The sequence below is a fragment of the Roseivirga sp. genome (genome assembly GCF_034669765.1).
In the GTDB taxonomy this organism is placed as follows: domain Bacteria; phylum Bacteroidota; class Bacteroidia; order Cytophagales; family Cyclobacteriaceae; genus Roseivirga.
The window spans coordinates 236,592-263,032 of sequence record NZ_JAXMOQ010000001.1 but is presented as its reverse complement, the minus strand read 5'-3'; the positions used below and the strand labels follow the sequence as shown (position 1 = coordinate 263,032).

Here is a 26,441-nt window from a genome sequence, read left to right as displayed (position 1 = left end):
AGCTTATTTAGATTGGCTGACAATGAACTTCTCAATGTCTTTTAAGGTCAGGTTACCTTCATAATATGCCCTTCCGAAAATCACGGACTTAACTCCAATTTCTTCTAATTTTTTGATATCGTCTATGTTCCTTACCCCACCACTGGCCAGTACGTGAATTCCTTTAAAGCGAGATACAATCTCCTTGTACATATCAAAATTTGGTCCTTCTTGAATACCGTCTTTGGCTACATCGGTGCTCTTCACGTACTTAAGTCCCCTCATGTAGTAGTAATCAATATGGTCAAATAGGTCGATATCGGTATTTTTCTGCCAACCCCTAATGGCTATTTTCCCATCTCTTGCATCCGCACCAAGAATGATCTTTTCTCTTCCATAAGATACTAACCAAGAGCCAAACTGTTCTTTATCCGAAGTGGCAATGGATGCCGCAGTAATTGAATTGGCTCCGTACTCATAAGCTTTACTAATGTCTCCATCAGTAGCAATACCTCCGCTATAATCAACTTTTAGTTTGGTATAACCGACTATAGATTCTAATATATCGTAGTTGACAGGAGTGCCACTTCTTGCGCCATCTAAATCAACAATATGGATTTTCTTTACCCCGCAATCTTCAAACCTTCTAGCGATATCAACAGGGCTATCTTTATATACTGTGCCGTGTTCGTAATCACCTTGTTTTAAACGGGTTACTTTTCCGTTGATAATCGATATAGAGGGAACAATTCTTATCATATAGTAGGTGTATAAAGCTTATAGAGCCAAAATTAGCAGTTTCTAACACTAAAAAGAAAAAATCTATATTAATATTATGTTAGAATTCAAGCCAAGTAAAATAGCCTTTTTACACCAGTATTCAAAATTTGGTGGCTATAAAATCTCAAACTATTGAACGTCAATATCCCAAATTGGATGATTACTTTTCTGCAATGCTTTCGGTAATCAATTTGAAACCAGACCCGTGAATAGTGATGATCTGAACAGAGTCATCTTCTTTTAGCATCTTTCTGAGTTTGGCAATATAGACATCCATGCTTCGGGCATTAAAATAGCTATCGTCTCTCCAGATAATTTTTAATGCTGTTGATCTATCCAAAGGCTGGTTTTCATGCAAACATAAAAGGCGTAAAAGCTCAGACTCTTTAGAAGTGAGCCTGTTTTCGCCTCCATTCCATGAAAGAATTTGTTTGTCAAAATCAAAATGGAAAGAGCCAAATTCAAAAATCTTTTGGTCGGAAACTTGAGGGTTCTTTTCAGCTGTTCTTCTCAGAATAGCTTGAATACGGAGCAGTAATTCTTCCATACTGAAAGGCTTTGTAATGTAGTCGTCACCACCAATCTTAAAGCCCTCAATGGTGTCTTCTTTCATCGATTTGGCCGTTAGAAAAATTATTGGAGTCACTTTATCGTCTCTCCTTATTTCTTTGGCCATAGAAAAGCCGTCCTTTTTAGGAAGCATCACATCAAAAAGGCAAAGGTCGAAAGCTTCGCGTTTGAATGCCTTAACGCCTTCTTCGCCATCGCGGCAAAGTTTCGTTTCATACCCTTTGAGCGAAAGGTATTCATTTAGAATTTGCCCAAGATTGGGGTCGTCTTCTACAAGTAATATTTTAAAACTAGCCATGATTGAAAGGTAAATAAATTTTAAATGTGCTCCCTTTTCCTAGGTCGCTTTTCACTGAGATGGTCCCTTTGTGCATTTCAACGATGTTTTTTACGTAGGATAGGCCAAGACCAAATCCTTTAACATCGTGAACGTTGCCCGTGGAAACACGGTAAAATTTCTCGAAAATCTTTTCAATGTCTTCCCGCGCCATTCCAATACCCTTGTCTGATATTTTGATGATGACACCCGTTGAAATGTTTTCGGTTCTAATATGTATTTCTGGAGGATCTGGAGAATACTTATTGGCGTTGTCCAATAGGTTATAAATGATATTCGTGAGATGCACCTTATCGGCTTCAATAATTGGGTTTGAAGCCAACAGCTGACTGGTGATAGAACCTTGACGTTTTTGTACCAAGATGTCAATGTTAACCAATGCCTTCTCTATAATATCATGCACATCGGAAGTTTCAAATTTCAACCTAAAATCCTTTTTATCCAGGCTAGCAATCTGAAGTACTTTCTCCACTTGCATTCCAAGCCTTTTGTTCTCGTCCCGAATGACTTGAATATATCGGTCTACGATGCCTTCATTCTTTCTAAGGTCTGGATCTTGAAGGGCTTCGGTGGCCAAAGAAACTGTAGCAATCGGGGTTTTGAACTCATGCGTCATGTTATTGATGAAGTCGTTCTTGATTTCAGAAATTCTCTTTTGTCGAAGAATGACCATAACGGCATAGGTAAAACAGCCAATCAGAATAAGCATTAAAAGCCCAGAAGCTGTTAGTGGCAGTAAGCCTTGCTTCAGCAAAAACTGCTTTTGACTTGGAAAGTAAACACTAAGAAAATAGTCCTTTGGCTGTAAATCTGTAGGGAATAAATTCGCCTGTAAATTTGAGTTTTTAATATTATCTAAATCGTCTGCGTTGGGGGTATTAATCAGGTTGGTCTTGCCTGTTTTACGTTCAATAATTCCATAATTGTAGTCCAAATCAATACCCCGATTCCTCATTTCTCTTTTTAATAGTGTATCCAATTCTATTGGATTGACCCTTGAAAAGAGGTTGTTACTTCCTACTAAATGCTCAGCCCAGTCTCTCTGTATAGACCTCAATCTATTCTTCATTTGCTGCTCCAACTGAAAACGTTCTTGGTCGAGATTAGGATTAGTTTGGGAGTAAAAATCTTGGAGCATTAACCCAAGGTTTACGTTAAAATCAATTTTGTTATTTGCTTCATCTACAGCAAGGTTGTAGGTGATTAGCGTTGGGTCAAGGTATGGCATTGGACGCCTGTTTTGAGGAGGGTATGGATTTGATGAGCTATCTCCTTGCTGCATTCGCTCTGGCGGACTCGGCATCATTTGACTAATGTCTGTCTGCAAAAAGTTGGTGTCATTTTGACGGGCCAGCTTATTTGTGACTTCATTCAAAGCCGTCTGAACATTCTGGGTAAAACGTTCTTCGTTTACTTTGGTTACTTCCTTGATCCAATAAAACTGGAAGACGATCAAACCGAGCATGGCTATGCTCAGCAATCCTATCAACCACCTTATCTTCATTATACTCATGGCTCAAAAGTACTTTAATAAAATGGTCATGGCTGTGGGCTTAACAAAAATTAACATGATTTAACCGCCTTTTAACAATGTCGTTTTTGTTAATTAAATACTTTCGTATCAACAACTTAAAGGTTTAAAAGATGAAAAGGTCGGTGAATAAAAAAACGCTAAAAGTCATGGCTTTTCTTGCCATGATCATTTTAATGGCCACCAGTTTTGATGGCTTTGCACAAACACAAGAACGCAGTCAGTCCAAGTCGGTTTCCGTAAATACCACTGAAGATGGTAAAGTAAGGCTCAAAGTAGTGACAAAAGTAGGAGATGATACCAAGACTTTTGAAAAGACCTATGATAGTTATGATGAAATTAACGGTGACCCAGATTTAGAGAAAAATGGTATTGATTTGAGCGACTGGAATTTTGGTGGGGGGAGCTCAGCCTTTGGTTCTTCTGGGGCTTTCCAAATGGGACAAGGACCCTCTTCTATGTTTGATTTAGACATGGATAATATGCGCAAATACATGGAATCGATGATGCGAGGAGGCTTTGGGACGAACAACTTCTTCTTCAACTTCGATAATGACGATCCTTTTTTCATGGATATGGATTCGCTCCAAAATCAACTGAATTTTCATTTTAAGAATGGAAAAATGTTTCAGAATGGAGACGAGATTATGGACATGGATTCGTTGAGAGAAGTCTTGAAAAACAGATTTGGCAACATGGATTTTGACAGCGGTAGTGAAGATGGAAATTTTAAATCTTGGAGCTTTGGGGACGACAAGGATGATGACGGCTTCCATGTTATTTCAAGAGCAAGAGTCTTTATTCGCGCAGCAAAAGACAAGGACAAAGAGATCGTTGGGGCAGATAAGATGGAACCACTTGAAATTAAGGACATCAGTTTTTACCCCAACCCAAGTGACGGTAGGTTTGATTTGCAAATAGAAACTACCGACAGCGGCCCTATACAAGTAAAAATTGTGAGTCCAATAGGAAACGTAGTTTACGATAAAACAGATTCTACTGGGGCATCAATTTATAACTTCAAAATCGATATTTCAGACGAAAGAGAAGGTGTATACATTTTACAGGTAATTCAGAACAATAAAACGCTTACAAAACGAGTAATTATTGAGTAATAAATATTCATTCTCATTTTCTAAGAGGAAGGTTTGGTCAATCTTCCTCTTTTTTATTTTTCTACACAGTATATTTGCCCCTTAATTTATTCGAAATGGATTTAGTGAATGACCGATACACCATTCAAGGTGTAGATTTAGTGGAGCTTACCGAAGCGTATGGCTCTCCACTATATGTATATGATGCCGAGAAAATAGAAACTCAATTTAAAAAGCTTACTTCTGCTTTTAACGGAGTTAAAATGAAGGTAAAATATGCCACTAAAGCCCTTACCAATATTTCTATTCTTAAGTTGCTTAAAAACATTGGATCAGAGCTTGATTGTGTTTCCATTCAGGAAGTACAAATGGGGCTAAAGGCTGGTTTTGAGCCAGGTCAAATTCTGTATACGCCAAACTGTGTTTCTATTTCGGAAATAAAGGAAGCGGTTGAATTAGGGGTTATGATTAACCTCGACAACATTTCCATTCTAGAACAATTCGGAAACGAATTCCATAATACGGTACCAGTCTGTATCCGTCTGAATCCTCATATTATGGCAGGCGGAAATAAGAAAATTTCAACTGGCCACGCTGATTCTAAATTCGGGATTTCCATCTACCAGCTTCAACATATTGTGAGGGTGGTAAATACCTATGGCCTCAATGTTACAGGCCTTCATATGCACACGGGTTCTGATATATTGGATGCTGAAGTATTTCTAAGAGCAGCTGCAATTTTATTCGATGCCGCTAAAAGCTTTAAAGATTTGGAGTTTATCGATTTCGGAAGCGGTTTTAAAGTGGGCTATAAAGAGGCCGACATCGTAACCGATATTGAAGAGCTGGGCGAAAAATTAAGTGCAGCTTTCAAGGATTTTTGTAAGGAATATGGCCGAGAACTAGAAATGTGGTTTGAGCCAGGTAAATTTCTTGTGAGTGAATCAGGGGTATTTCTTACCACGACTAATGTGGTAAAGACTACTCCTGCTACGGTATTTGTTGGTGTTGATTCTGGAATGAATCACTTGATTCGTCCAATGATGTACGATTCTTATCACGAAATCATGAACCTATCAAACCCCAATGGAACAAAGCGGATATACACCGTAGTGGGCTATATCTGTGAAACCGATACTTTTGGTTTGGATAGGAAAATGAATGAGGTAAAAGAAGGTGATATAATTGCTTTCAAGAATGCTGGGGCATATGCTTTTAGTATGGCTTCAAACTATAACTCAAGACTAAAGCCTGCGGAAGTACTAATCCATAAAGGCGAAGCAAAATTGATAAGGCAAAGAGAAGTTTTTGAGGATTTGGTTCGTAACCAGATTGAGGTAGACATTTAAGCTGAGCGATTTTGGTTCGATTTCTGTACTGTACGGATTGAAATTAATGTTGTGGCTTTTTTATTTTATGAGCTACGGGTTTCGGAAATATTCTCATACTTTTACTAACGACACAATCTAAGAGAGATGAAAAAAACACATATTCTATTTGCAGTACTGGCGGTTGCCACAATTTCATTCAGTTTCACTACCGTTCAGGATGCCGCCTTGAAGAAGAGCATGACTGAAGGAAAGGATGTTTATGAAGGTCTTTGTATGGCTTGTCATATGAATGAAGGACAAGGAATTGCCAGTGTTTTCCCTCCTTTGGCTAAATCTGATTTTTTAATGAAAGACCTCGATAGATCAATTAACGTATTGATTAAAGGACAACAAGGGGAGATCACGGTAAATGGGAAAAAATATAAAGGAGCCATGCCAGCCACCGGCTTGGACGACAAAGATATCGCAGATGTACTTAATTATGTCCGAAACTCATGGGGCAATAAAGGTGATAGAGTAACTACAGAACAAGTAGCCAAGGTTCGAGCGAAAAAATAATCACAGAATTTAATAGCCTCACTGGAGGCTATTTTTATTTGTTCCCAGTCTTTTTTATCGAAGTAAAAATACTTTTCAGAAAATGAGCGTTAAGCCTATAATGAAAACTCTAAAAAGCGGATTGTTACTTTTTGCGCTTATGACTTTTGTGGCGGCAGGCTGCAAAGAAGTTTCTGGAGATGATGATCCAATAGACAATAGTCCAATCAGCGAATTATTTGCTGCCGCTCAAGAAGTGGGTACAATTGCCTCCGAAGATATTGACGAGGCATCTGGTCTTGTAGCCAGTCGGTCAAACAGCAACTACCTTTGGACGCACAATGATAGTGGGGGCGAACCTATCGTTTACCTTATGTCTAAGGCGGGAGCAGATTCTAGCCAGGCAAGATTTGAAGGAGCGCGGAACACAGACTGGGAAGACATTGCGATGGGACCAGGCCCTGATGATGCCATTCAATACTTATATGTGGGTGACATTGGTGATAACAGTGCCAGGAGGTCTAATCTAACCATATACCGAGTTGCTGAACCTGACTTAAATGTACTAGATATTCCAAATCAGCAGACTTTATCTAATGTTGATGCCATTAATTATGTTTACTCTAATGGAGCTAGAGATGCCGAAAGCTTGATGGTTGATCCAGTAACCAAAGACATTTATGTCCTTTCGAAAAGAGAGTCTCAAGTAGGGCTTTATATATTGCCCTATCCTCAGTCATTAATAGAAATGGACACAGCAGAGTTTTTAATGAGTATGCCTTATACTGGATTTGTAGCAGGCGATATTTCTTTAGATGGCTCTGAAATTCTGATCAAGACCTATTCTGAAATTTATCACTGGACTCGGACCAATGGGGTGACTGTTAAGGATGCCCTCACTGGAAAACCAAGTAGGTTGATTTACACACCTGAATCACAAGGAGAAGCCATCTGCTTTTCAACAGATGGCTCTGGGTTTTATACTGTAAGTGAAAAGAATTCTGCGGATCCTGTTTCTATATTTTTTTATAGGAGAAATTAACTGGCGCTAATCGTATTTAAGGTTGCAGTAAAAGCATTGTAATACGATCTTCCAATCGGAATCTTCTTATCCTCCATGTGTACATGGTTAGTGTCAATTGCAGTAACCGCGTCAACTTGAACAACAAACGATTTATGTACCCTGAGGAATTTATCCTTAGGAAGCTTGTCCGTAATTTCTTTGAGTGATTTTCTTACGGTGTAGCTTCTATCTTTTGTTGCATGTAAGGTAATGTGGTTGCCGTCTGCCTCTATCCACATTAAGTCCGAATACTTTACTTTTTCAAGCACAGTTTTCTTCTTAATAAAGATGGAATCATTGTTATAAGTGGTTGGATTTGAATTGGATAAATTTTGCCCAGAGTTTACCGCGATACGATTTTTATTAAATAGCGCTACCTCAATAGCAGCATAAACGTCATCTTTGGTAAAAGGCTTTACAATAAAACCCAAAGGGCGAGTGTGCTTAGCGCGATTAACGGTTTCTTTGTCGGAATAGGAAGTAATGTAAACAAAAGGTACTTTATATTGCTCATGAATAATGCTTCCCAGTTCTATTCCGTCTTGATCGCCTTTGATTTTTACATCGAGTAGTATAAGTTCTGGTAAGGAAGCTTTAATTGCTTTGATCGCCTGATTTGCTGAGTTGGCTATTTCGGTTTGTTCATAACCGAAAATGGCCAACATTTCTTGAAGGTTTTCCGCAATAAAAGGTTCATCTTCAACTATGAGAATTCTTGGCGATTGGTCATAGTCATTGTTGATTACAGCCATTTTAAATTTATATTTAGGGGTGTTGGGTGAATTGTTTTTTTGTCAGTAATTACTGAATATGCTATCTTAAATTTAGACAAATTAATTCACAGAGGCCATAGTTGTTATGCAAAACATTTTCGAGGATTCTACAGACGAAATACAAGATACAAGTGAAAAAAGTATCAATTATGAGTCTGTAGTTAAGAATCTCTTTGAAGTCGTTTGGAGCATTAATATGTCGATGGAGCCGTATGAAATTATTTACCTTAATGATCCGCTGACTAGAACACCAGGAGGAGTTTATAAAAAAGCAGCAGCCACAATTGAGGAATGGCAAAACACAATTCATCCCGAGGATCAAGAACGTATTCTTGATGAAGTAGTGAGTGTTCTTAATATAGGCAGTGGTAATTATGCCTATAGGGCCCTGAGAGGTGAAGACAACTACCGCTATGTCAGGGACAGGGTGAAAGTGTTCTATGAAAATGGGAAGCCCGTTCGTTTGGATGGTATTACCACAGATATTGACGATATCAGAAGGTCCAGAAGAGACTTGGAGCTTAGTCAACAGCGGCTCAGAAGTATTGTAGAAGCATTACCAGACCCTGTTTTTATTTCAACACAAGACACGGGAAAGGCAATTTTTGCCAACGAGATGCTTTTTGAAGTTTATGGAATGAAGCCCGATGAATTTTTGGGAAAGAAAGCAGTCCAGTTCTATCAAAACTTTGAGGGGAGAAAGTCATATCTAGAAACTTTGGCGAATAATGGATCAGTACAAAACCATGAGCTTCTACTCCAAAACAATAAGGGAGCGTCATATTGGGTTAGTGCTTCGACAATGCCCTTGGAGTTTCAAAATGAGCCTTGTTACATTACCATTCTTCAGGATATCACAGTTAGAAAGTCACTTGAAAGGGAGTTGAAGCAAAGCAATGACCGCTACCAACTTGCAGTGGAGGGAACCAATGATGTGATTTGGGAATATGATTTCAAAAAATCCACCTCTTATCTTTCTCCTCAGTTTTGGGAAGCCATGGGCTTAAAACCTAAGAAGAATCCGCTTGACAAAAATTTACTAGCCAAATTCATTCAAGAAGAAGATAGGGTCGAATTTCTTCAGCTTATTCATCATAAGTTCGAAACAAGGAATGAAGAACTGGAACTGGAAACCAGAATGGTGGGGAAGGATGGGGAAATTCTTTGGCTTTTTGTAAAAGCAAAAATTTTATACAGTGAAGGAATGGGCCAGCCAAGAAGGATTGTTGGCTCGCTTTCCAACATTACATCCTTAAAACAAGCGCAGTCGAAACTGAGAGAAAGTGAGGCCAAGTATAAGTTGATTTCTGAAAACTCTAGTGATTGTATTTGTCTACAAACTCCTGATGGAGCATTTATTTTTGTAAGTCCATCTTCCAGAGATATCATTGGATATGATGCTTCTGAGCTAGAGCAGTTGAGGTTACACGAGTTTATAGAAAAGGAAGAGCTGATTCAGGTGTCTCAGGCTATGCTAAGCGTAATTAATCAAGAGACCAAAATGGCGAGTGTAACCTTTAAAGCCAAGCATAAAAAAGGGTATGACGTATGGCTAGAAAGTAGAGGTGGGTTAATTACAGATGGGGAAGGAGACCCCTTGTATTTACTTACCTCAACAAGGGATGTAACAGAGCGGTTTATTGCCGCTCAAAAACTAAAGGAAAGTCAAGAGAGATATAAACTCATTACCGAAAACTCACATGATATTGTTACACTCATGGACGTGGAGGGTGTTTATGATTTTGTGTCACCATCGATTAAGGAAATGCTGGGCTATGAAGTCGATGAGGTATTGGGAAAGAAAATTTCCTCATTTATTCACCCACAAGACTTAGATGAAGTAGTAAAAGAGCTGGATAAAACTGTCGATGAAAAGCTAAAAGACCATAAGATGACCTTTCGGTATAGAAACAAGGAAGGAGATTGGCGATGGATGGAGGCCCAGGAAGGGGTTATACTTGATGATAACGATCAGATAATTTATATAAGGACTAATCAAAGAGATATTACTGATAGAATCTTAACCCAACAAAAACTTCAAGAAAAGGAAGAGCAATATAAACTGGTATCTGAGAACTCTGGCGATGTAATTGCTTTACAGGATTTCGAAGGTAGAATTTCCTTTATTTCTCCGTCATCAAAATTTTTACTGGGCTATGAACAGGAAGCCTTGTTAGATACTTTTTACTCTGATTTAATTCATCCAGACGAGCAACCATTTGTTCAGTCTATTATTAATCAAGTAACCCAAAATAGGAGTAAGAATATTAAGGTTACCTATAGAATTCAAACTCAAAATGAAGAATGGATTTGGGTGGAGTCGTCATATAGTTCGATAGAGAGCCCTAACAATGATTTTTTATACTTACAATCTTCCACCCGTGATATTTCTGAGAGAATAAAGGCCTTGGAGAAAGAAAGGCAACTAGGAAAACTGAAGTCAAGCTTTATTTCTATGGCTTCGCATGAGTTTAGAACGCCATTGACGACTATTCAGTCTAGTAATGAACTGATCAATATGTATTTGGATGCAGACCCAACCCCTAATGTCAAATTTAAAAAGCACGTAGGTCGAATTAGAACCGAATTGGAAAGAATGAATTCCCTGCTTAAGGATGTTTTTACATTAGGCAGATTAGATGTGGGTAAAACCATAATCAAAAAAGATATTACTTCTTTGACAGGTATTATAAAACAAGTGGTTTTAGAGAATAGTGTACAGCATAAATCAAGAAGTATCCAGATCAATATTGAAGGAGAAGAAAGGCAAGTGGAATTGGATAGCCAGCTGATAAGTCACTCGCTCTCGAATCTAATTAGCAATGCGCTAAAATACTCTGAGAACAAACCTGATCCAGAAATTATTGTCACCTACAAGAAGGTAGGCGTGTGTGTGGAAATAAAAGATTATGGAATTGGAATCCCAGAGAAAGACCAAAAAGGGCTTTTTGAATCTTTTTCGCGTGCGACTAATGTTGGCGACATTGAAGGAACAGGGTTGGGGCTCATTATTGTAAAGCAGTTTGTAGAGATTCATGGAGGCACTGTCACTTATAAAACCTTACTTGGTAAGGGTACCTCATTCTACATTAATTTACCTGATGTATAGTGGTTGAACAGTTTCGAAAGCTAAAAATAGAAACCAAATTTGACCAAAGGAAGTACGCTTTCTTCAGAAACCGCTAGCAGAATGTTAATGGCTGCGAAGTTGAATGGTGTAATATAAAACCCACCGCCATAACCGTGGTGAATTTTATTAGACTCCTCTCCATCTACCCAAACCCTGCCGAGGTCATTAAATAAAATCATCCCTACTTGTGAAGGAAGATAGAATGACCTCCAATCGAACAGTTTCACTCGCATTTCTACTTGGTGATATAAGCTGCTTTCGCCCGAAAAGCGATAACGTCTATAACCTCTTAAAGTATTAAAACCGTCCAGTTGAGAGGATTGGAAAAACTCAAAATCTCCAAAGCTCTTTTCGTAACCCATCCTTGTAGCAAATATAGTTCTAGAAGGCTCGTGGAAGCTCCATCTGAAAGAAGCATCGGTTTTGAAATGGGCGCTATTGCCAGAAAGTTTGTTTATACCAGCATTGTAGTCTAAAACGGCATTGAAGTTTAATCCGCTTTTAGGAATTAGCTGATCTGAAGTTTCATTAAAGTGAAGGCCAACAGTTCCGCCAGCATAAGTTTTATGTTCAAAAACGTTGACGCCTAGCGGGTCGGTATTGGCAAAATCACTGATGAACCTATCAGTACTTTCCTCAACTTCCACCGTTCTGAACGTTGGCCCAAAATTAAGAGAAGTATTCTTTCCGAGGTTTAAAGTCAATGTTGGTTTTACTGCATATTCTTCGAACCTGGTACGGTAATACCGCTCCTCGATATCTTTATTGTAGGGAGTTTCATTACCCATCCCAAAGAAGTTGTTTACAAAATTGGGTGCTTTGGCTTCAGCCGATAGTGAGAAATCCAATTTCCCAAAAGCATCAATGATATCAAGGTCATATGAGAATTGATAAGAAGAAGTGCCGATGGCATAACTGCCCAAAATCTTATGTTTGGTGGCGTAAGGAGTCTTTCTGAAGCCATCCGTTTTTATATATACGCCTCCTCCTAAGAACAAGCCATCATCGGAGTTGTAGTTTATCGATGCTAATGGAGCCAAAAGGTTAAAATCAAACTCCTGACGATTGTAGGCATTGATATTTGGGTCTGTATCGGTAGTTAAGTTTCTGGTTTCAGAGCTCACTTCTAAATCAGTTCCGCTCTTTGTGTCATAAATAATTGTCTTTTTCCCAAGGCCTCTCACTTTACTGTTGTCAACGATAACATCATTATCGTCACCAGCAATAATTCTTACTTTAATGCCTTTGTTTACTTCTCCCGTAATTTCGTATCTGTCGTTTCCATCAAAACCGAAAAGGCGAATTTCGTCTGTTTCCGAAGTTTTGAAAGTACGTTCATAAATGGTTTGCAAATTTCCTTTTTTGGAAATCTTTTGAACCGTCACTTTTGTGTGTTCATCATCCAGCCTTTCCACTTTAAAAAGTTCCTGTTTGTCACTGGCCAAAACATCTACTTCTTTTGAAATCAAGAGGTAATAATCCTTTGCGTAATTCTCGAGATTATCTCTTCTGTTTTTCAGTTTTCGAATAATCTCTTCTCCGTGCAAATCATAAATTTCATCAGGCCATTGCCTGATGGACGATTCGATGATTTTATCGGTTAGTGCGGCTTTCAATTCACGGGCTTGCGCTATCCAGTTTTCCATTGAAACCTCAGTCATGAAAATGCGGTCAAAATAGCGAATACGATAAGACCCCATGCTTGGCAAGTAATCAATTTCATCATGAAAACCCCTTAGCGCAGGTTGAGCCCATTTTGAGGAGGCTACTTTTTTAAAGAGTCCCTCTCCGGCAAAAAAGGCTACATCTCTATCTCTTGGGATCGGTTTGTATAAATTCTCGTCATCTTTTTTATCGTATTCAACCCATCGCCATTGGTCGTCATGGCGATCCCAATCGCCTATCCAGAAATCAAAGAGGCGGTTTCGAGCCACAAAAACTTGGTCTACATGGTTGTCATTATCTTTCCTTAGTTTTTCATACAAGTCTGGACTTGATAATACGTCATCTCCGCTTCCAAAAAAGGACTCTTCTATATTTTCTTTATTTGGCCTTTCTTCAAACAGCGCCAGCGTATTTGCGAAATCTTGCATGTGAAGTCCAAACCTTGGGTCGTTAGGAATGTAAACCACTTTTGGGTTGGTGTGGAAGATCCCAGCGGCATCGGCCAAAGGTGGAATAATGAAAGGCGCGTAAGGATGAGATGCCGAAATTCCATCTTGAACAATCGTCTTTATGAAAGTCTTTCGAAACTCTCGAGGCAAAGTAAGCGCTGGGTTTTTATCCATCGACCGCAGTACATATTGTTTTCCGTTTTCCGCTTCTAACCTAAGCGAAATGGTTTGGTGCCCGCCTCCTCTTTGCAGAATCTCTAAGCCACCTTTTTCACTACCAATATCAAAAACAGGGACTTTTACTTTTGTTGCCCATTCATTGCGATAGTTCTCACCAAACATTTTTAAATGGAAATTACTACGCTCATGGTAAAGTTCACTTGCAGCAAAAACAGTGTCCTTGCCTGCGAAAGAAAGGTTGGCAAACGTTTTCAGCAAATCTTCTGGGGCTGGCTTAAATGGCTTCTCAGAAAGAATCTTGGTATAAATCTCAGAAGACTTTTCATCTTCTGGCGTAATAAATTTTAATTCTGTTTTTCCATCTGCATAGTAATCTAGACGGGCATAACCCATGGTGTTGGTGGCAAATAGCGCATCGCCTTTTTGCTTTACATGTGCATTGTTTTTAGAACCTGATCCGCTTACAACAAAGTCCATTCCTTCCTTTTGAATATGCTGGAGGGCATGCTCATGTCCAGCCACATCAACAATATCAGGGTGGTTTTTCATTAGGGAAACCATCGCATCTCTAAATTGGCGGTAGACCGGGTGGGCAGTGTCTTGAATATTGCCGAGCCACTTTCTATAGAGGGGATAAATAGAACCAATAACTGGCAAAGGGAGATACAGGTTCTTTGTTTTACTTGATGCCGTAAGTGGGAAAAGGTGATCCTTCAGACTAAAAATCCCTCCGTGAATTCCATAAGTGTACATTGGGTGATGTGAAGCTACGATCACTTTTTTATGGGCATTTCTTTTTAGCGCATCCTGAAAATTGGCCATCACATCAACAATCGTAGAAGCTCCACAGTCAGAGCCTTCTCTAGGTTTATCTCCTCGGTGCAAAAACCATTGGGTATCCATTACGATCAACGTGATGTTTTCATTGAGGTCTACTTCAACAGGGCCAGGACAACCTCTGGTGGGAATCCAAACATCTTGGCTGTCGAGCTTATCTTCCACATATTTCTCTTGAATAGATAGCCATTCTAGACCGTTCGATCTTCCTTGCGCCCAATCATGATTGCCAGGAATAAAGAACTTTTTTCCTTTAAAGTCTTTTACAGCATTGATTTGTCCATCAATAGCAATTTCAGCATTGGCCCTCAGTCTATGTCCTTTTGGCGGCATTCCTTGCGGATAAATATTATCACCAAGGAAGAGCACAGTTCCTCGATCACCAACTTTGTCCAGCTCCGTTTTCAGTAAGTCCAATACTGGGTTTTTGCCAGGTTCGCCAGCATCGCCTATTAGAAAAACAGAATAAATGGGCGCTTCCTTTTGCTGAAAACCATATACCGATGTTCCGAATATAAAAAAGCTAAAAATGGCAATAAAAATGCTTTTCATAGAGCTGTAAAACTGCTTCAAATTAAGTTATTCAAATCAGGGTACTTAATTTTGTTTCATATTGAAACGATGAATTATTCCACCATCATCCCCTTCATTTGATATAAATAAGTCGCCATTGGGCATAAAAGCAATGCCCTCTGGTTGAGGGAAAAGGCTTCTTTTTAAAATACTTAAGTTTTTAGGGCTGCCGTCATTGTTAAAAACAACTAAAGCAGAACCTACTGAGGCAATCATATAGATTTCCCCACTGATGGGGTGAACAGCAATGGCTGATGGCCGAAATTTTGAGCTGTTAGAGCCTAGCACGCGTTCGAGGTCTTTGTCTTGTAAGATGAAGAGTGGGGTTTTGGAGAACTTTTCGGTGGTCAAGTTATAGCCATACACTGCTTTGCCTTTTACTTTGACATGATCAATATCCCCTTTTCCCTTTAGGGCGATCAGTAAATTATTGCTGTTTTTGTCATAACCCAGACCTTCAACATCATTTTCAGAGTTGAAAGGGGTGTCAATGGACTCTACAACACCTTCAATATCAATATTGAACTTATATAGCTTTCCATTGCTTTTAATGGCATACATGTTTTTACCAACTAATTCTAAGCCTTCAAAATCGCCATTGCCTTCAAACCGAATGCGTTGAACAATCTCCTTTTCATTAAGGTCATAGATATAAACCCTACCCTGTTCATCATTGAGTGTTGCCAACTGACTAGGGCCATAGTAACTGAGTGCAGATATTTCCTCTAATATTGAGGGAAGTCGATAGCTTTCGGAAGGTGATTCGAGGTTATAGGGAAAGCTGGCTTTGTCTTGAGCCCAAACCGAATAGGGTAAAGTGAACAGGCACACAACAATGAATAGAAAGGGCGTTCGTTTCATGCTCACTCGAACAAAAATAAAGAATTTATAATTCACCCCGAGCAATACTTTTATGTTATGTGAAATGAGCAGATTATATTTAAGCAATGATTGATCAGAAGTCGATAATAGAAAAAGTAGTCTTGTATGCGAAGGAAATCCTCGAAAATGAGATTTCTTCTGACTTTGTTTATCACGACCTATACCACACAAGCAGAGTAGTGAAGGCCGCACAAATGATTGGTGAAGAAAGTGGGCTGTCTGTTCAAGATCTTGAAATTGTAACCATTGCCGCTTGGTTTCATGATTTGGGCTATCGTTTTGGTTGTGTTAAGCATGAAAAGGCGAGTGCCGAATTGGCGCGTGAATTTTTACTAAAAGAAGGTTACCCTGAAGAGAAAATTATAAAGGTGGAAAGCTGTATTATGGCTACCCAAATGCCTCAGGCGCCAAAAAATTTATTGGAAGAGGTTTTGTGCGATGCAGATTTGCATCACCTCGCTTGTACCGATTACAGTGTGACGGCTGAGAAGATGCATTCGGAGATCGAAAAAATCAAAGGGCATGAGATAAAAATGGAAGAATGGAACTCCATGAATTTCAACTTCTTTAAAGACCACAAATATTTTACTAATTATGGTCAGCAATATTTGGAGCCGATTAAAAAGCAAAACCTCAAGTCGATAAAAAAGAAGAGCAAAGGGCAGAATAAAAATGACAATTATATCAAAAAGCTTGAGGGAAAGATTGAAAAACTAGAGAGTAAAGCAGCACAAAAGCCGGATCGAGGAATTGAAACCATGTTTCGAACCACTTCTAAAAACCATTTAGAGTTAAGTGCCATGGCCGATAACAAAGCCAACATTATGATTTCCGTAAACACCATTATTCTTTCGGTGGTGGTTTCCGTTTTGGTCAGAAAGCTTTATGAATACCCAAACTTGGTCATCCCAACCATGATGCTCGTAGTGGTTTGTTTGTTTACCATAGTTTTAGCCATTTTGGCCACTAGGCCTAATGTTTCTTCGGGTGTGTTTACCGATGAAGATGTGTTGAACAAAAAAACCAACCTGCTTTTCTTTGGGAATTTTCATAAAATGAAACTAGACCGCTACCAATGGGGTATGCGCGAAATGATGAAAGACAGCGAGTACCTTTATGGGAGCCTTACCAAGGACATTTATTTTTTAGGAGTTGTACTTGGTAAGAAATATAAGCTGTTGCGAATTGCTTATACCACCTTTATGATTGGTTTTGTACTTTCTATTTTGGCCTTTTTGTGTGCTATGCTCTTCTTTCCACCTCAAGACACGCCAAGCTTCTATACCTTTTAAAAGTCCTTTAATTGACAGTTTGATGCTTCTGGAATTTCTGTGATCCATTTTACCAGGTTAAAACGATCGTACTTTTTATGCCTGCTTATTGAAAGGTGATTGACTTAAGTGCTTGTCTATCAGTAATTATTTTTTGAGCGGCATATATGAGTTCGGTAATTAACGTAATTTATCAATGTGTAATTTAGTTCGCAAAGGTCTTCTAGCGCATTGCTCCGTACTATTAAAGTCATTAGAATGATAAAAAATTACTTAAAAATAGCCTTTAGAAGTATTCTGAAAAACCCTGGTTATTCGGGTATCAATATTTTTGGATTAACCCTAGGCATTACCTGTTTTCTCTTTATTTTTTTGGTTGTACAATACGAACTCAGCTACGATCGATTTCATAAAGATGCTGATTTGATTTATCGGGTTGATAACGCCCTGCAGTTAAGCAGTGGAGAATATAAATACCCAAATGGCCCGAGTGGCATTGGCCCTTCTTTAGTTACTGAAGTGCCTGAAGTTACCGCCTTTACAAGGTTAACAGGCAATGGACAACAGCGGATTTTTGAAGTAAACAATGAGCTCTACCAAACCGAAAATGCTTTTTATGCCGATTCTACCTTTTTCGAGTTTTTTGACTTTAAACTGACTTTTGGAGATCGCAGGGAAGTACTTGATGAACCCTTAATGGCAGTACTTACAGAAAAGGCTGCCTTACGATTTTTCGGAAAAAAGAATGCTGTAGGAGAAATATTAACCCTAAAGGGAAATCAGGATGCACGTTATTTAGTCAGTGGAATCATGGCTGACGTACCTGCCAATTCCCACATGAACTTTGAGTTGTTGCTCTCATTAGAAACGCTCCGCAATCCCAATAATCCTTCAAACCTCAATAGCTGGAATGGTGGTGGAGCCTTTACTTACGTAAAACTGAATTCACCAAAGTCAGCAGAGTTGGTCTATCAGAAAATGCTTGAATTAAAGGCCAAGTATGTTGAAGAAAGCAATAGTATTCGGGTTAATCCATCATTGATTGCCATGACGGATATTCACCTTAAATCCAATTTAAGAAATGAAATGCAACCCAACGGTAGTATGGAGGTGGTGTATGTATTTTCTGCCATTGCCATTTTTATCCTTTTGATAGCCGCTATCAATTATATGAATTTGGCTACTGCACGGTCAGCAAAACGGGCAAAGGAAGTTGGGGTTAGGAAAGTATTGGGCGCTTATAAAAAACAGTTGATTGCCCAGTTTATGGGAGAGTCAGTAGTATTAGTAGTTATTTCTGCCCTGCTGTCCATCGCGGTAATTGGTGCTACTATTAACTTAATGGCAGATTTTACTGGCAAAGCACTAATCATTGATATGCTCTTTCAGCCCAGAATTATTGGGGTGCTATTAATCGTGGTAGTCCTTATTGGCTTTGGCTCTGGAATTTATCCTGCTCTTTTTCTTTCATCCTTTAAGCCCGTTGTAGTGCTTAAGGGCAAGCTCACACCCGGCATGAACAGCTCAGGTATTTTAAGAAAGGGCTTGGTCATTTTTCAGTTTGCCATTTCTATCATGCTTATGATAGGCACTTATACAGTTTACAACCAACTGACTTATATGAAGAACAAGTCGCTAGGTTTTCAGAAGAAGAATATGCTCGTCATTTCGAATACGCGGAATGCCGTAACACCTCAACTCAATGCTTTCAAGAATGAATTGATGAAAAATCCTTCCATCGAGGCTGTGACTTCTTCTATGAGTAAGCCGGGAGGACTAAGGCCTATTATCTTCATAAAATCTGAAACTGTAATAGACGATGAGGGTAGTTTGAACCTTGCAGGTATTAGTACAGATTTCGATTACATGAGTACTTTTGGTATCGAAATCCTGAAAGGGCGTGACTTCGACAGATCGATACCGAGTGATTCTACTCAAAATATTTTGTTAAACGAGCAAGCCGCCAGAGAGCTCAATATTCTAGAGAATCCTCTCGGTCAAATCATACAAATCAATCAAGGTCAGAATTGGGTGAACAAAAAAGTGATTGGGCTAGTAGCAGATGTCAACTTTGAACCCCTGCAGCGCAAAACGGAGTCAACTATGTATGGGCCACTTTTCGGGTCTAACTTATATATATACGTCAAAGTAAACCCCGATAGAGTAGTAGAATCGGTTGAATCCGCCCGCGCCACCTGGGAACAGTTTGCCCCTCAGCAACCCTTTCAGTATTCATTCTTAGAAGACGACCTGAATCAACTTTATCAGTCGGAAGAACAACTTAGTCAGGTTGTTATTTTCTTCGCCATACTGACCGTTATCATTGCCTGCCTTGGGTTATTTGGTTTGGCCTCTTTTGCTACAGAACAGCGCATTAAAGAAATTGGAGTGAGAAAGGTGCTAGGAGCTTCGGTAGCCCAAGTGCTTCTGCTACTTTCCAAGGATTTTATGATCTTGATTATAGTTGCCTTTTTGATTGCCGCACCTGCCGCCTATTTTCTGTCGGATTGGTGGCTCCAAAATTTTGCTTTCAAAGTAGACCTAGGTGCTTTTACTTTTATATTGGCAGGTTTGGGAGCCTTGGTGATCGCACTGGGCACAATTAGTTATAAAACCTTTAATGCGGCCAGATCAAACCCAGTAAAAGCATTAAGAATTGACTGATTTCAGTGTCAAAATCGAACGCATATGATCGTTACCGAACATATTTAAAGGCGTTTGCTTTGCTTAACTACTTAGTATGAATAAATTAGGCCTTGGCATGTTAATTGGTAAATGCAGAAAGGTCAGAATCTAAATCAACCACAATGATTAAACTAAATGATGTCGATAAATTCATCGATTCAAAATACCAGAGAACCTTCATACTCAAGGGTATCGATCTAGAGATTAAGCAAGGCGAGTTTGTTACCATTATGGGGCCCAGTGGTGCTGGAAAATCCACGGTAATGAACATTATCGGAATGCTTGACGAGCCTTCTCAAGGTGAATATTATTTTTTGGATGAGCCTATCCATAAAATGAAAGAAAGAAAGCGTTCCGAATTGCATAAACATCATATCGGATTCGTATTTCAGGCTTATCATTTGATTGATGAGCTAACGGTTTACGAAAACATTGAAACCCCACTTTTATATAAAGGGGTTAAGTCTTCTGAAAGAAAAAGTTTGGTGGCAGAAATGCTAGACCGTTTCCAAATGGTAGCCAAAAAAGATCTTTTCCCTGAGCAACTTTCGGGTGGACAGCAGCAATTAGTAGGCGTAGCCCGTGCGTTAATTGGTCAGCCTAAATTGCTTTTGGCTGATGAACCAACTGGTAACCTTCATTCGGACCAAGCCGAAGAAATTATGAAGCTTTTCCAAAAACTAAATAGTGAAGGAATGACGATTGTGCAGGTTACACACTCAAAAGAAAACGCGTCTTATGGCAAGCGTACAATCAATATTGTAGATGGTGCCATTGAGACTGATGACACGCATTAAGTTTAAACCCTCTTTGAAATTGAAAGCTACCTAAGTGTAGCTTTTTTTATTTCTCAGATTCATCGTTTACTTCTTTAAAATAGAACCTTAAAAAGGCATTTGAGCCTGCCAGATTTTTTGAATACGTTTTGGCATTTTCAATATTAAGGTACCCATTTCCAATCACCATTACTAACGCGATTCGGATGTGTGGCTCATAGAAAAACTGTTTATAGAATATTAACATAACAGTATCAATACTTACTATAATCGTTGTGATTAGTAGCGCTTGTTTGAGCTTTAGTTTAGCAAGAAAACCAAAAATGAGTAATAACACCGGAAACATAAAGTATTGAAAATATGGCGCTTCTTCAAAGGATTCCAACAAGAGGTAAACCGTTCCAGAATTAAGGAATATTAGTGGTTCATTTTTGAATATGACGCTCAATGCAGAGAGGGTTGTTCCAAGAATTATTATATCAATAAGTATGAATGAAAGCCTTGTTGAAAATAAGGCTTTACTGTTTAAATTTTCTCGCCTATGATATTTTTGGGCTTCTTTCAATCCATAGTCCTTGTTCAGACTATATTCAGGGCAGTCAGCAATAAATGTGGGCTTTTTTCGAGTTAAGCCGCAAACAACCCCTTGATACTTATCAAATGATCGGTTTGTACATTGTTTACAAAAAAATAGTTTGTCATCAAGTGAAAGTTCTTTTGGTTGCTCCAAGAGGTGTTTTTTTAGAACCTCCTGTGCTACATCAATGGAGTTGAAAATTCTGTCATTATTGGCTATTATAACTTTGTTACTTAGGAAGCTGTTTAGGAAAGTCTGTTCGTTTTCTAAAGCTGCTCTATAAATGACATCTATTTTTTTCTGATCACGATAATGAAACCAAATTAAGGTGAATAGAAGAGTAACGATGTTTAGCCCTAGATTTAAATTTGATTCAATAATTACAGAATAAACTAAGGCGGCAAAGAGTATGCTATAAACTAAATGTCTGTAATTATAGGTGAAAGGTGTAGCTAAAAGAGCTATTGGGAAGCAAAGCAAAGCAAGTAAGTTCCATGGGCTTATAATTAAAGCACTAGCAAAAATTGTTAAAAGTAAGATTACGGGAATTGTATTTAATGATACATATACTGCTCTTTCCAAAATGGAAGAACTCTCTTCAAAATTTTCAAGAGGTATATCCTGATTCACAAATATCTTAATATCTCCGTTTTTTAGTTTTTGCTTTACAGAATCAAATGAAGTGGCTGGTAAGAGACTTTTGACATCGGCTACCTTGAGATCAGTCAGGTCGACTTGATCAAATTCTAAGATCAAGGGGAATGGATTTGCTTCCATAGTCGGGTTAAGTTATGGACTCAAGATATGCTAAATTTTCAATGTCTACTTTCATCATTATAGTTTTTACATCTAATGAATGTAGCTTGTTGCTTAAACCTTTCCCTTGACCTTATATAATTGCCACCAAGGTGTACCTGGAGAATCATGATGCTCATAATGGTAGCCAAAGAAATAACAGCTTAAAAAAGCCCAAAGGTGGTTCTTCTTTTGACTTCGTGAAAAGTGCTTATTATCTGGCGCATGAATGCCTCTGTGTGGTAGGTAGGTGCCAAAATAGAAAAGCTGGAAAGTAGAGAGTATAGCAGGCAACATCCAGAAGAGTATCAGGTTTTCCACCGGAAAAAAGAGTTTAAGAATATTAAAGCTAATGGCCATTAGCACAATTTGCTGCCAAGTAATATACTGTTTCAAAAAACTTAAATACCAAGGAAAAAAGCTTCCATGGTGATAATCAGGATCTTTATCTGTTGCTACAAACCTATGGTGTTCATGGTGTTTCGGGTTGAGCTTATAATAGAAATTGAAGCTAAAAAGCAAAGCACTGATGGTGCCTATTAGTTTATTCGTCTGCTTATTCTTAGAAATCGTACCATGCATTCCGTCATGGGCGGTAATGAAAAGGCCCGTATATAAGTGCATTTGAAACAAGATGAGCAGATAAGTGAACGGAGAAGAAAAGTTGACATTGAAATTCAGGCCAATGGCAAGGCATACTCCCCAAGTCATAATAATGATTAGCGCGATAATCACCCCCAAATGATTTTTGATGCTATTCATACTACAAAGAAAGGAATAATCAATTAGAGATGCTGCAAGTGTTGCTGAACCTCTTGCATAAGCCACATTGGCGTAGACGTAGCTCCACAAATGCCAACACGTTCATTTTTCCCAAACCATTCCGATTTTACATCAGCAATTGAAGAAACGAAATAAGTATTCGGGTTCTGATCTAAGCACACATTATAAAGCACCTTCCCATTAGATGACTTGGTGCCACTTACAAAGACAATGCGATCGTAGTTTTTAGCAAAATTGCGCAGTTCTTTATCACGATTAGAAACCTGTCGACAAATGGTGTCATTGGTATTTACCGTAATTCCGTTTTCCGCTAACACCTTATTGATTTCATAAAAGCTGTCGGTGCTTTTCGTGGTTTGGCTATAAAGCGTTATTTCTTTAGGCATGGTAGCCAAATCGAGTTCTTCCAAATTCTGAAAAACCACTGCTTCTTCATTTGTTTGACCTAATAAGCCTACTACTTCTGCATGGCCGTGTTTGCCATAGATATAGATGTTTTCTTCCTTATCGAATGAGTTTTTGATTCTATTCTGAAGTTTTAAAACGACTGGGCATGAAGCGTCTATCAGTTCGATATTATTTTCTAAAGCCAGTTGATAGGTAGAAGGCGGCTCGCCATGGGCACGAATTAAGACAGGTGCATTTTTGATTTCTTTGAGTTCCGCGTGATTAATGATCTTCAATCCCTTAGATTCAAGTCGTCTAACCTCTTCATCGTTGTGCACAATATCACCCAAGCAATAGAGCGTGCCTCTTTCGTCCAGAATATCTTCAGCCATTTCAATGGCATAAACAACTCCGAAACAGAAGCCTGAACTAGGGTCAATTTCTACAGTGAGGTCAAACATGCGGTTACAAACAAGTGTTTAACTATTTTGTTTAAAATTCTAACTACTATTTGGATTGCCTGTTCTAACGAAAACTAGAGCACTTTGATTCTATGCTGAAAATAAGTCATCACTAGAATTCCCATTTTCATGCTGTCTTTAATCCTTATTCTTTCCTCTTTTATGCGTGAAGCAGGTAATCTTTTTATTTTTCTAAAAAGCTTTAAGTAGTATCTATAAGCCAGGTAAACTCCCAGCTTAGCTCCTTTGGGCAATCTTAAAATGCCTTCGAGAGCTTCATCAAAGTCGCGCTGAATGTCTTCTTCAATTTCCTTTTTCGTTTGTTTTGTAAAATCATTGAAATCAACCCCAGGAAAATAAACTCTTCCTCTCTCTTCAAAATCACTTTTGATATCTCTAATGAAATTGACTTTTTGAAAAGCCGCCCCAAGCTTTTTAGCAGGCCCCACAAGAGAATCGTAAAGTGCTTGGTTGTTTTCACAAAACACTTTTAAGCACATTAAACCAACCACTTCGGCTGACCCATAAATATATTGGTCGTAGCCAGTCTGGTCATAGGTCGTTTCCTCCAAATCCAGTTCCATGCTATGAAGAAATGCTTCGATCAAATCATGGTCAATTTGATATTTGTTGACCATCAATTGAAAGGAATGTAAAACAGGATTGAAGCTTACGCCATCTTCAATGGCCTTATAGGTTTCTGCTTTAAAATTCTGAAGCAGTGTTTTTTTATCGTAATCGTGGAATGTATCTACAATTTCATCGGCATAACGCACAAAACCATAAATAGCGTAAACGGGCAAATGGAATTTCTTATCCAAAGTTTTTATCCCTAATGTAAAGGAGGTGCTATAGCGTTGAGTAATCAGCTTGCTGCACTCCAATGAGGTTTGATTGAATAAGTCCATCATTTTAATTTACAAAATCTGTTGCCCATTTAGGCAAAGTCCTTAATAATTTCTTTTGCCACCACTTGTCCAGAAATCAAACTTGGAGGTACTCCAGGGCCCGGTACAGTCAGTTGACCGGTGTAAAACAGATTGTTTAACTTTTTGTTTGCCAACTGCGGTTTTAAAATCGCAGTTTGGTTTAAGGTGTTTGCTAAACCATATGCATTTCCCTTAAATGCGTTGTAGTCTTTTACGAAGTCTTTATGTGCAAAGGATCGTTTAAACACTATATTTTCCTTAAAATCAAGTCCCATTTTATCCTTCATTCGTTCTAACATGAGGTCGAAATAGTGCTCTCTAATTACTTCGGTGTCATCTAGACCGGGAGCCACTGGAATGAGCATGAAAATATTTTCACTGCCTTCTGGCGCAACGGTATCATCCGTTTTTGAAGGTGCCGAAATATAAAAGAGTGGTTTCTCAGGCCATTTTGCTTCAGTGTAAATATCATGCGCATGCGGCCCAAAATCTGTATCGAAGAATAGATTATGATGAAGAAGGCCATCTAGTTTTTTATTCACCCCTACATAGTATAATAGTGAGGAGGGCGCCATTACTCGCTTGTCCCAATAGACCTCATCATAATTTCTGGTCTTGCTATCGAGCAACATGCTGTCTACATGATGGTAATCAGCTCCAGCAACCACAACATCTGCCTCAAAATCACTATGATTTGTGCTTACGCTTGTGGCCTTATTTCCAGAATAATTGATGGAAGTCACTTCATGATTGGTGAGAATTTCAACGCCCTTTTCTTTGGCCAAACTCTCCAGGGCTTCTATGATTTTATACATGCCGCCTTTAGGGTACCAGGTACCTAATGCCATATCTGCATAGTTCATTAGGCTGTACATGGCAGGCGTGTTTTCAGGAAGTGCACCTAAAAAGAGGACAGGGAATTCCATCAACTGAATAAGCCTTTCGTTCTTAAAGAACTTTCGAACGTGCTTGGCCATCGACTGGAATATCTGAAGCCGAACGGCATCAATGGCGAGTTTCGGCTTTGCAAACTCAAGTATTGAACGGCTAGGTTTATAAACAAATTTATTGATCCCTACTTCGTATTTGTACTCGGCTATTTTGAGAAATTTTCTGAGTTGTTCTCCCGCACCAGGTTCTATGGAATCAAATAACTTTTCGAGCTCCTGCATATTGGCAGGAATAGGCATAAAATCATTTTTACCATGGATTACTTGATAGGAAGGGTCGAGCCGAATGAGTTCGTAATAATCGGCAGTGGTTTTTCCGAATTGATTAAAGAATGATTCGAAAACATCGGGCATCCAATACCAGCTTGGGCCCATGTCAAAAGTAAAGCCCGACTCTTTAAACTGTCGGGCTCGCCCTCCTATGGAGGTATTTTTTTCTAATATCTTAACGTTAAATCCTTTATCGGCTAGGCAAATGGCTGCTGAAAAACCAGCAAATCCAGCACCTATTACCACTACCTTGCCTTTTATCATTGAGGATTTTTTTATTAACGTGATTTATATACGCTTAATTTATCCTTTAAAAGTTTTCTGGCAATGTGAATTCTGTTTTTTACTGTACCAATTGGGATTTGCTCTCTGTCTGCAATCTCTTGGTATTTAAAACCCCTGAAATACATCATGAAAGGAGTTTTATAAACATCATCAAGCTGGTCAATCGACATATTGATGTCATTCAGAGTAAAATCTCCGTAAGCGCTATTTTCAATTTTAGTGCTTGAAGAATTGATAAAGTGGAGGTTATCGGTGGTGTCAATGAAAGTACCTCTTCTCATCATTTTTTGATAATTGGTGATGAAGGTGTTTTTCATAATGGTATATAACCAAGCCTTGAGATTTGTTCCTTCCGAAAACTTATCTCTGTTCTTATACGCCTTCATCAGAGTTTCTTGAAGCAAATCGTTAGCGTCTTCTGAATCTCTAGTGAGTTTTAGAGCAAAAGGTTTTAGTGACTTAGTCATTAGTCCAATCTCATGGTTGTATTCTAGAACTGTCATGGCTATCTTTTTATTTTGTTGAACAAATATCAGTAAAGGTTAAACAAAAGACAAACAA

At 38.7% G+C, this 26,441-nt stretch carries 20 protein-coding genes; 8 read left to right on the top strand and 12 right to left on the bottom strand.

The window, feature by feature from the left end:
- Nucleotides 1-3: 3 nt before the first annotated feature.
- The 3 genes from VOI17_RS01235 to VOI17_RS01225 form a co-directional block, all read right to left on the bottom strand.
- Nucleotides 4-738: a 1-(5-phosphoribosyl)-5-[(5-phosphoribosylamino)methylideneamino] imidazole-4-carboxamide isomerase gene (locus VOI17_RS01235; RefSeq protein WP_323755413.1), complete on the bottom strand. Its 735-nt coding sequence runs from the start codon at nucleotides 736-738 to the stop codon at nucleotides 4-6.
- 181 nt (nucleotides 739-919) lie between these two features.
- On the bottom strand, nucleotides 920-1,627 hold the full coding sequence (locus tag VOI17_RS01230) for a response regulator transcription factor (protein ID WP_323755412.1): 708 nt from the start codon (nucleotides 1,625-1,627) through the stop codon (nucleotides 920-922).
- Entirely contained in the window at nucleotides 1,620-3,170 is a 1,551-nt protein-coding gene (locus tag VOI17_RS01225) for a sensor histidine kinase (protein ID WP_323755411.1), read from the bottom strand. Before VOI17_RS01225 ends, VOI17_RS01230 begins: the two co-directional genes overlap by 8 nt.
- A gap of 140 nt (nucleotides 3,171-3,310) precedes the next feature.
- Between VOI17_RS01225 and VOI17_RS01220 the strand changes: the two genes are divergently transcribed.
- From VOI17_RS01220 to VOI17_RS01205, 4 genes are all read left to right on the top strand, one after another.
- Nucleotides 3,311-4,312 (top strand): T9SS type A sorting domain-containing protein, encoded by a 1,002-nt coding sequence (locus VOI17_RS01220; RefSeq protein WP_323755410.1) that lies wholly within the window; start codon nucleotides 3,311-3,313, stop codon nucleotides 4,310-4,312.
- A 95-nt stretch (nucleotides 4,313-4,407) separates the two neighbouring features.
- Nucleotides 4,408-5,640 (top strand): diaminopimelate decarboxylase, encoded by a 1,233-nt coding sequence (gene lysA / locus VOI17_RS01215; protein ID WP_323755409.1) that lies wholly within the window; start codon nucleotides 4,408-4,410, stop codon nucleotides 5,638-5,640.
- A 126-nt stretch (nucleotides 5,641-5,766) separates the two neighbouring features.
- Nucleotides 5,767-6,180, top strand: coding sequence for a cytochrome c (locus tag VOI17_RS01210; protein WP_323755408.1), 414 nt, complete (start codon nucleotides 5,767-5,769; stop codon nucleotides 6,178-6,180).
- 100 nt (nucleotides 6,181-6,280) lie between these two features.
- Nucleotides 6,281-7,201 (top strand): hypothetical protein, encoded by a 921-nt coding sequence (locus VOI17_RS01205; RefSeq protein WP_323755407.1) that lies wholly within the window; start codon nucleotides 6,281-6,283, stop codon nucleotides 7,199-7,201.
- Here VOI17_RS01205 and VOI17_RS01200 read toward each other — a convergent pair.
- Nucleotides 7,198-7,974, bottom strand: coding sequence for a LytR/AlgR family response regulator transcription factor (locus VOI17_RS01200; protein ID WP_323755406.1), 777 nt, complete (start codon nucleotides 7,972-7,974; stop codon nucleotides 7,198-7,200). The genes VOI17_RS01205 and VOI17_RS01200 overlap by 4 nt on opposite strands.
- A gap of 106 nt (nucleotides 7,975-8,080) precedes the next feature.
- On the opposite strand from VOI17_RS01200, the gene VOI17_RS01195 reads away from it, so the two are divergent.
- Nucleotides 8,081-11,104 carry a PAS domain S-box protein gene (locus VOI17_RS01195; protein WP_323755405.1) on the top strand — a complete coding sequence of 1,008 codons (3,024 nt, stop codon included), beginning with the start codon at nucleotides 8,081-8,083 and terminating at the stop codon, nucleotides 11,102-11,104.
- Between the two features lie 20 nt (nucleotides 11,105-11,124).
- On the opposite strand, the gene VOI17_RS01190 is transcribed toward VOI17_RS01195, so the two are convergent.
- Nucleotides 11,125-14,808, bottom strand: a complete 3,684-nt coding sequence (locus VOI17_RS01190; protein WP_323755404.1) for a metallophosphoesterase — start codon at nucleotides 14,806-14,808, stop codon at nucleotides 11,125-11,127.
- Nucleotides 14,809-14,853: 45 nt separating this feature from the next.
- A complete protein-coding gene (locus VOI17_RS01185; protein ID WP_323755403.1) occupies nucleotides 14,854-15,690 on the bottom strand; it encodes an SdiA-regulated domain-containing protein in 837 nt (278 codons plus the stop codon).
- 86 nt (nucleotides 15,691-15,776) lie between these two features.
- Here VOI17_RS01185 and VOI17_RS01180 point away from each other — a divergent pair, with 86 nt between their 5' ends.
- The 3 genes from VOI17_RS01180 (at nucleotide 15,777) to VOI17_RS01170 (ending at nucleotide 20,464) form a co-directional block, all read left to right on the top strand.
- Nucleotides 15,777-17,003, top strand: a complete 1,227-nt coding sequence (locus tag VOI17_RS01180) for a Pycsar system effector family protein (protein WP_323755402.1) — start codon at nucleotides 15,777-15,779, stop codon at nucleotides 17,001-17,003.
- Nucleotides 17,004-17,240: 237 nt separating this feature from the next.
- The gene (locus VOI17_RS01175) at nucleotides 17,241-19,646 is read left to right on the top strand and encodes an ABC transporter permease (RefSeq protein ID WP_323755401.1); all 2,406 of its coding nucleotides are present in this window, start codon (nucleotides 17,241-17,243) and stop codon (nucleotides 19,644-19,646) included.
- Nucleotides 19,647-19,789: 143 nt separating this feature from the next.
- Complete coding sequence (locus VOI17_RS01170) at nucleotides 19,790-20,464, top strand: ABC transporter ATP-binding protein (protein WP_323755400.1); 675 nt, start codon at nucleotides 19,790-19,792, stop codon at nucleotides 20,462-20,464.
- Nucleotides 20,465-20,510: 46 nt separating this feature from the next.
- Here the strand turns inward: VOI17_RS01170 and VOI17_RS01165 are convergent, their stop codons facing one another.
- The 6 genes from VOI17_RS01165 to VOI17_RS01140 all read right to left on the bottom strand — a co-directional run bounded on the left by VOI17_RS01165 (nucleotide 20,511) and on the right by VOI17_RS01140 (nucleotide 26,383).
- Nucleotides 20,511-21,797 carry a hypothetical protein gene (locus VOI17_RS01165; RefSeq protein WP_323755399.1) on the bottom strand — a complete coding sequence of 429 codons (1,287 nt, stop codon included), beginning with the start codon at nucleotides 21,795-21,797 and terminating at the stop codon, nucleotides 20,511-20,513.
- Nucleotides 21,798-21,890: 93 nt separating this feature from the next.
- Nucleotides 21,891-22,577 (bottom strand): fatty acid desaturase, encoded by a 687-nt coding sequence (locus tag VOI17_RS01160; protein WP_323755398.1) that lies wholly within the window; start codon nucleotides 22,575-22,577, stop codon nucleotides 21,891-21,893.
- 23 nt (nucleotides 22,578-22,600) lie between these two features.
- On the bottom strand, nucleotides 22,601-23,446 hold the full coding sequence (locus tag VOI17_RS01155; protein WP_323755397.1) for a 4-hydroxy-3-methylbut-2-enyl diphosphate reductase: 846 nt from the start codon (nucleotides 23,444-23,446) through the stop codon (nucleotides 22,601-22,603).
- Between the two features lie 74 nt (nucleotides 23,447-23,520).
- Complete coding sequence (locus VOI17_RS01150; RefSeq protein WP_323755396.1) at nucleotides 23,521-24,357, bottom strand: phytoene/squalene synthase family protein; 837 nt, start codon at nucleotides 24,355-24,357, stop codon at nucleotides 23,521-23,523.
- Between the two features lie 26 nt (nucleotides 24,358-24,383).
- Entirely contained in the window at nucleotides 24,384-25,859 is a 1,476-nt protein-coding gene (locus VOI17_RS01145; RefSeq protein ID WP_323755395.1) for a phytoene desaturase family protein, read from the bottom strand.
- A gap of 14 nt (nucleotides 25,860-25,873) precedes the next feature.
- The gene (locus VOI17_RS01140; RefSeq protein WP_323755394.1) at nucleotides 25,874-26,383 is read right to left on the bottom strand and encodes an RNA polymerase sigma factor; all 510 of its coding nucleotides are present in this window, start codon (nucleotides 26,381-26,383) and stop codon (nucleotides 25,874-25,876) included.
- Nucleotides 26,384-26,441: the final 58 nt, after the last annotated feature.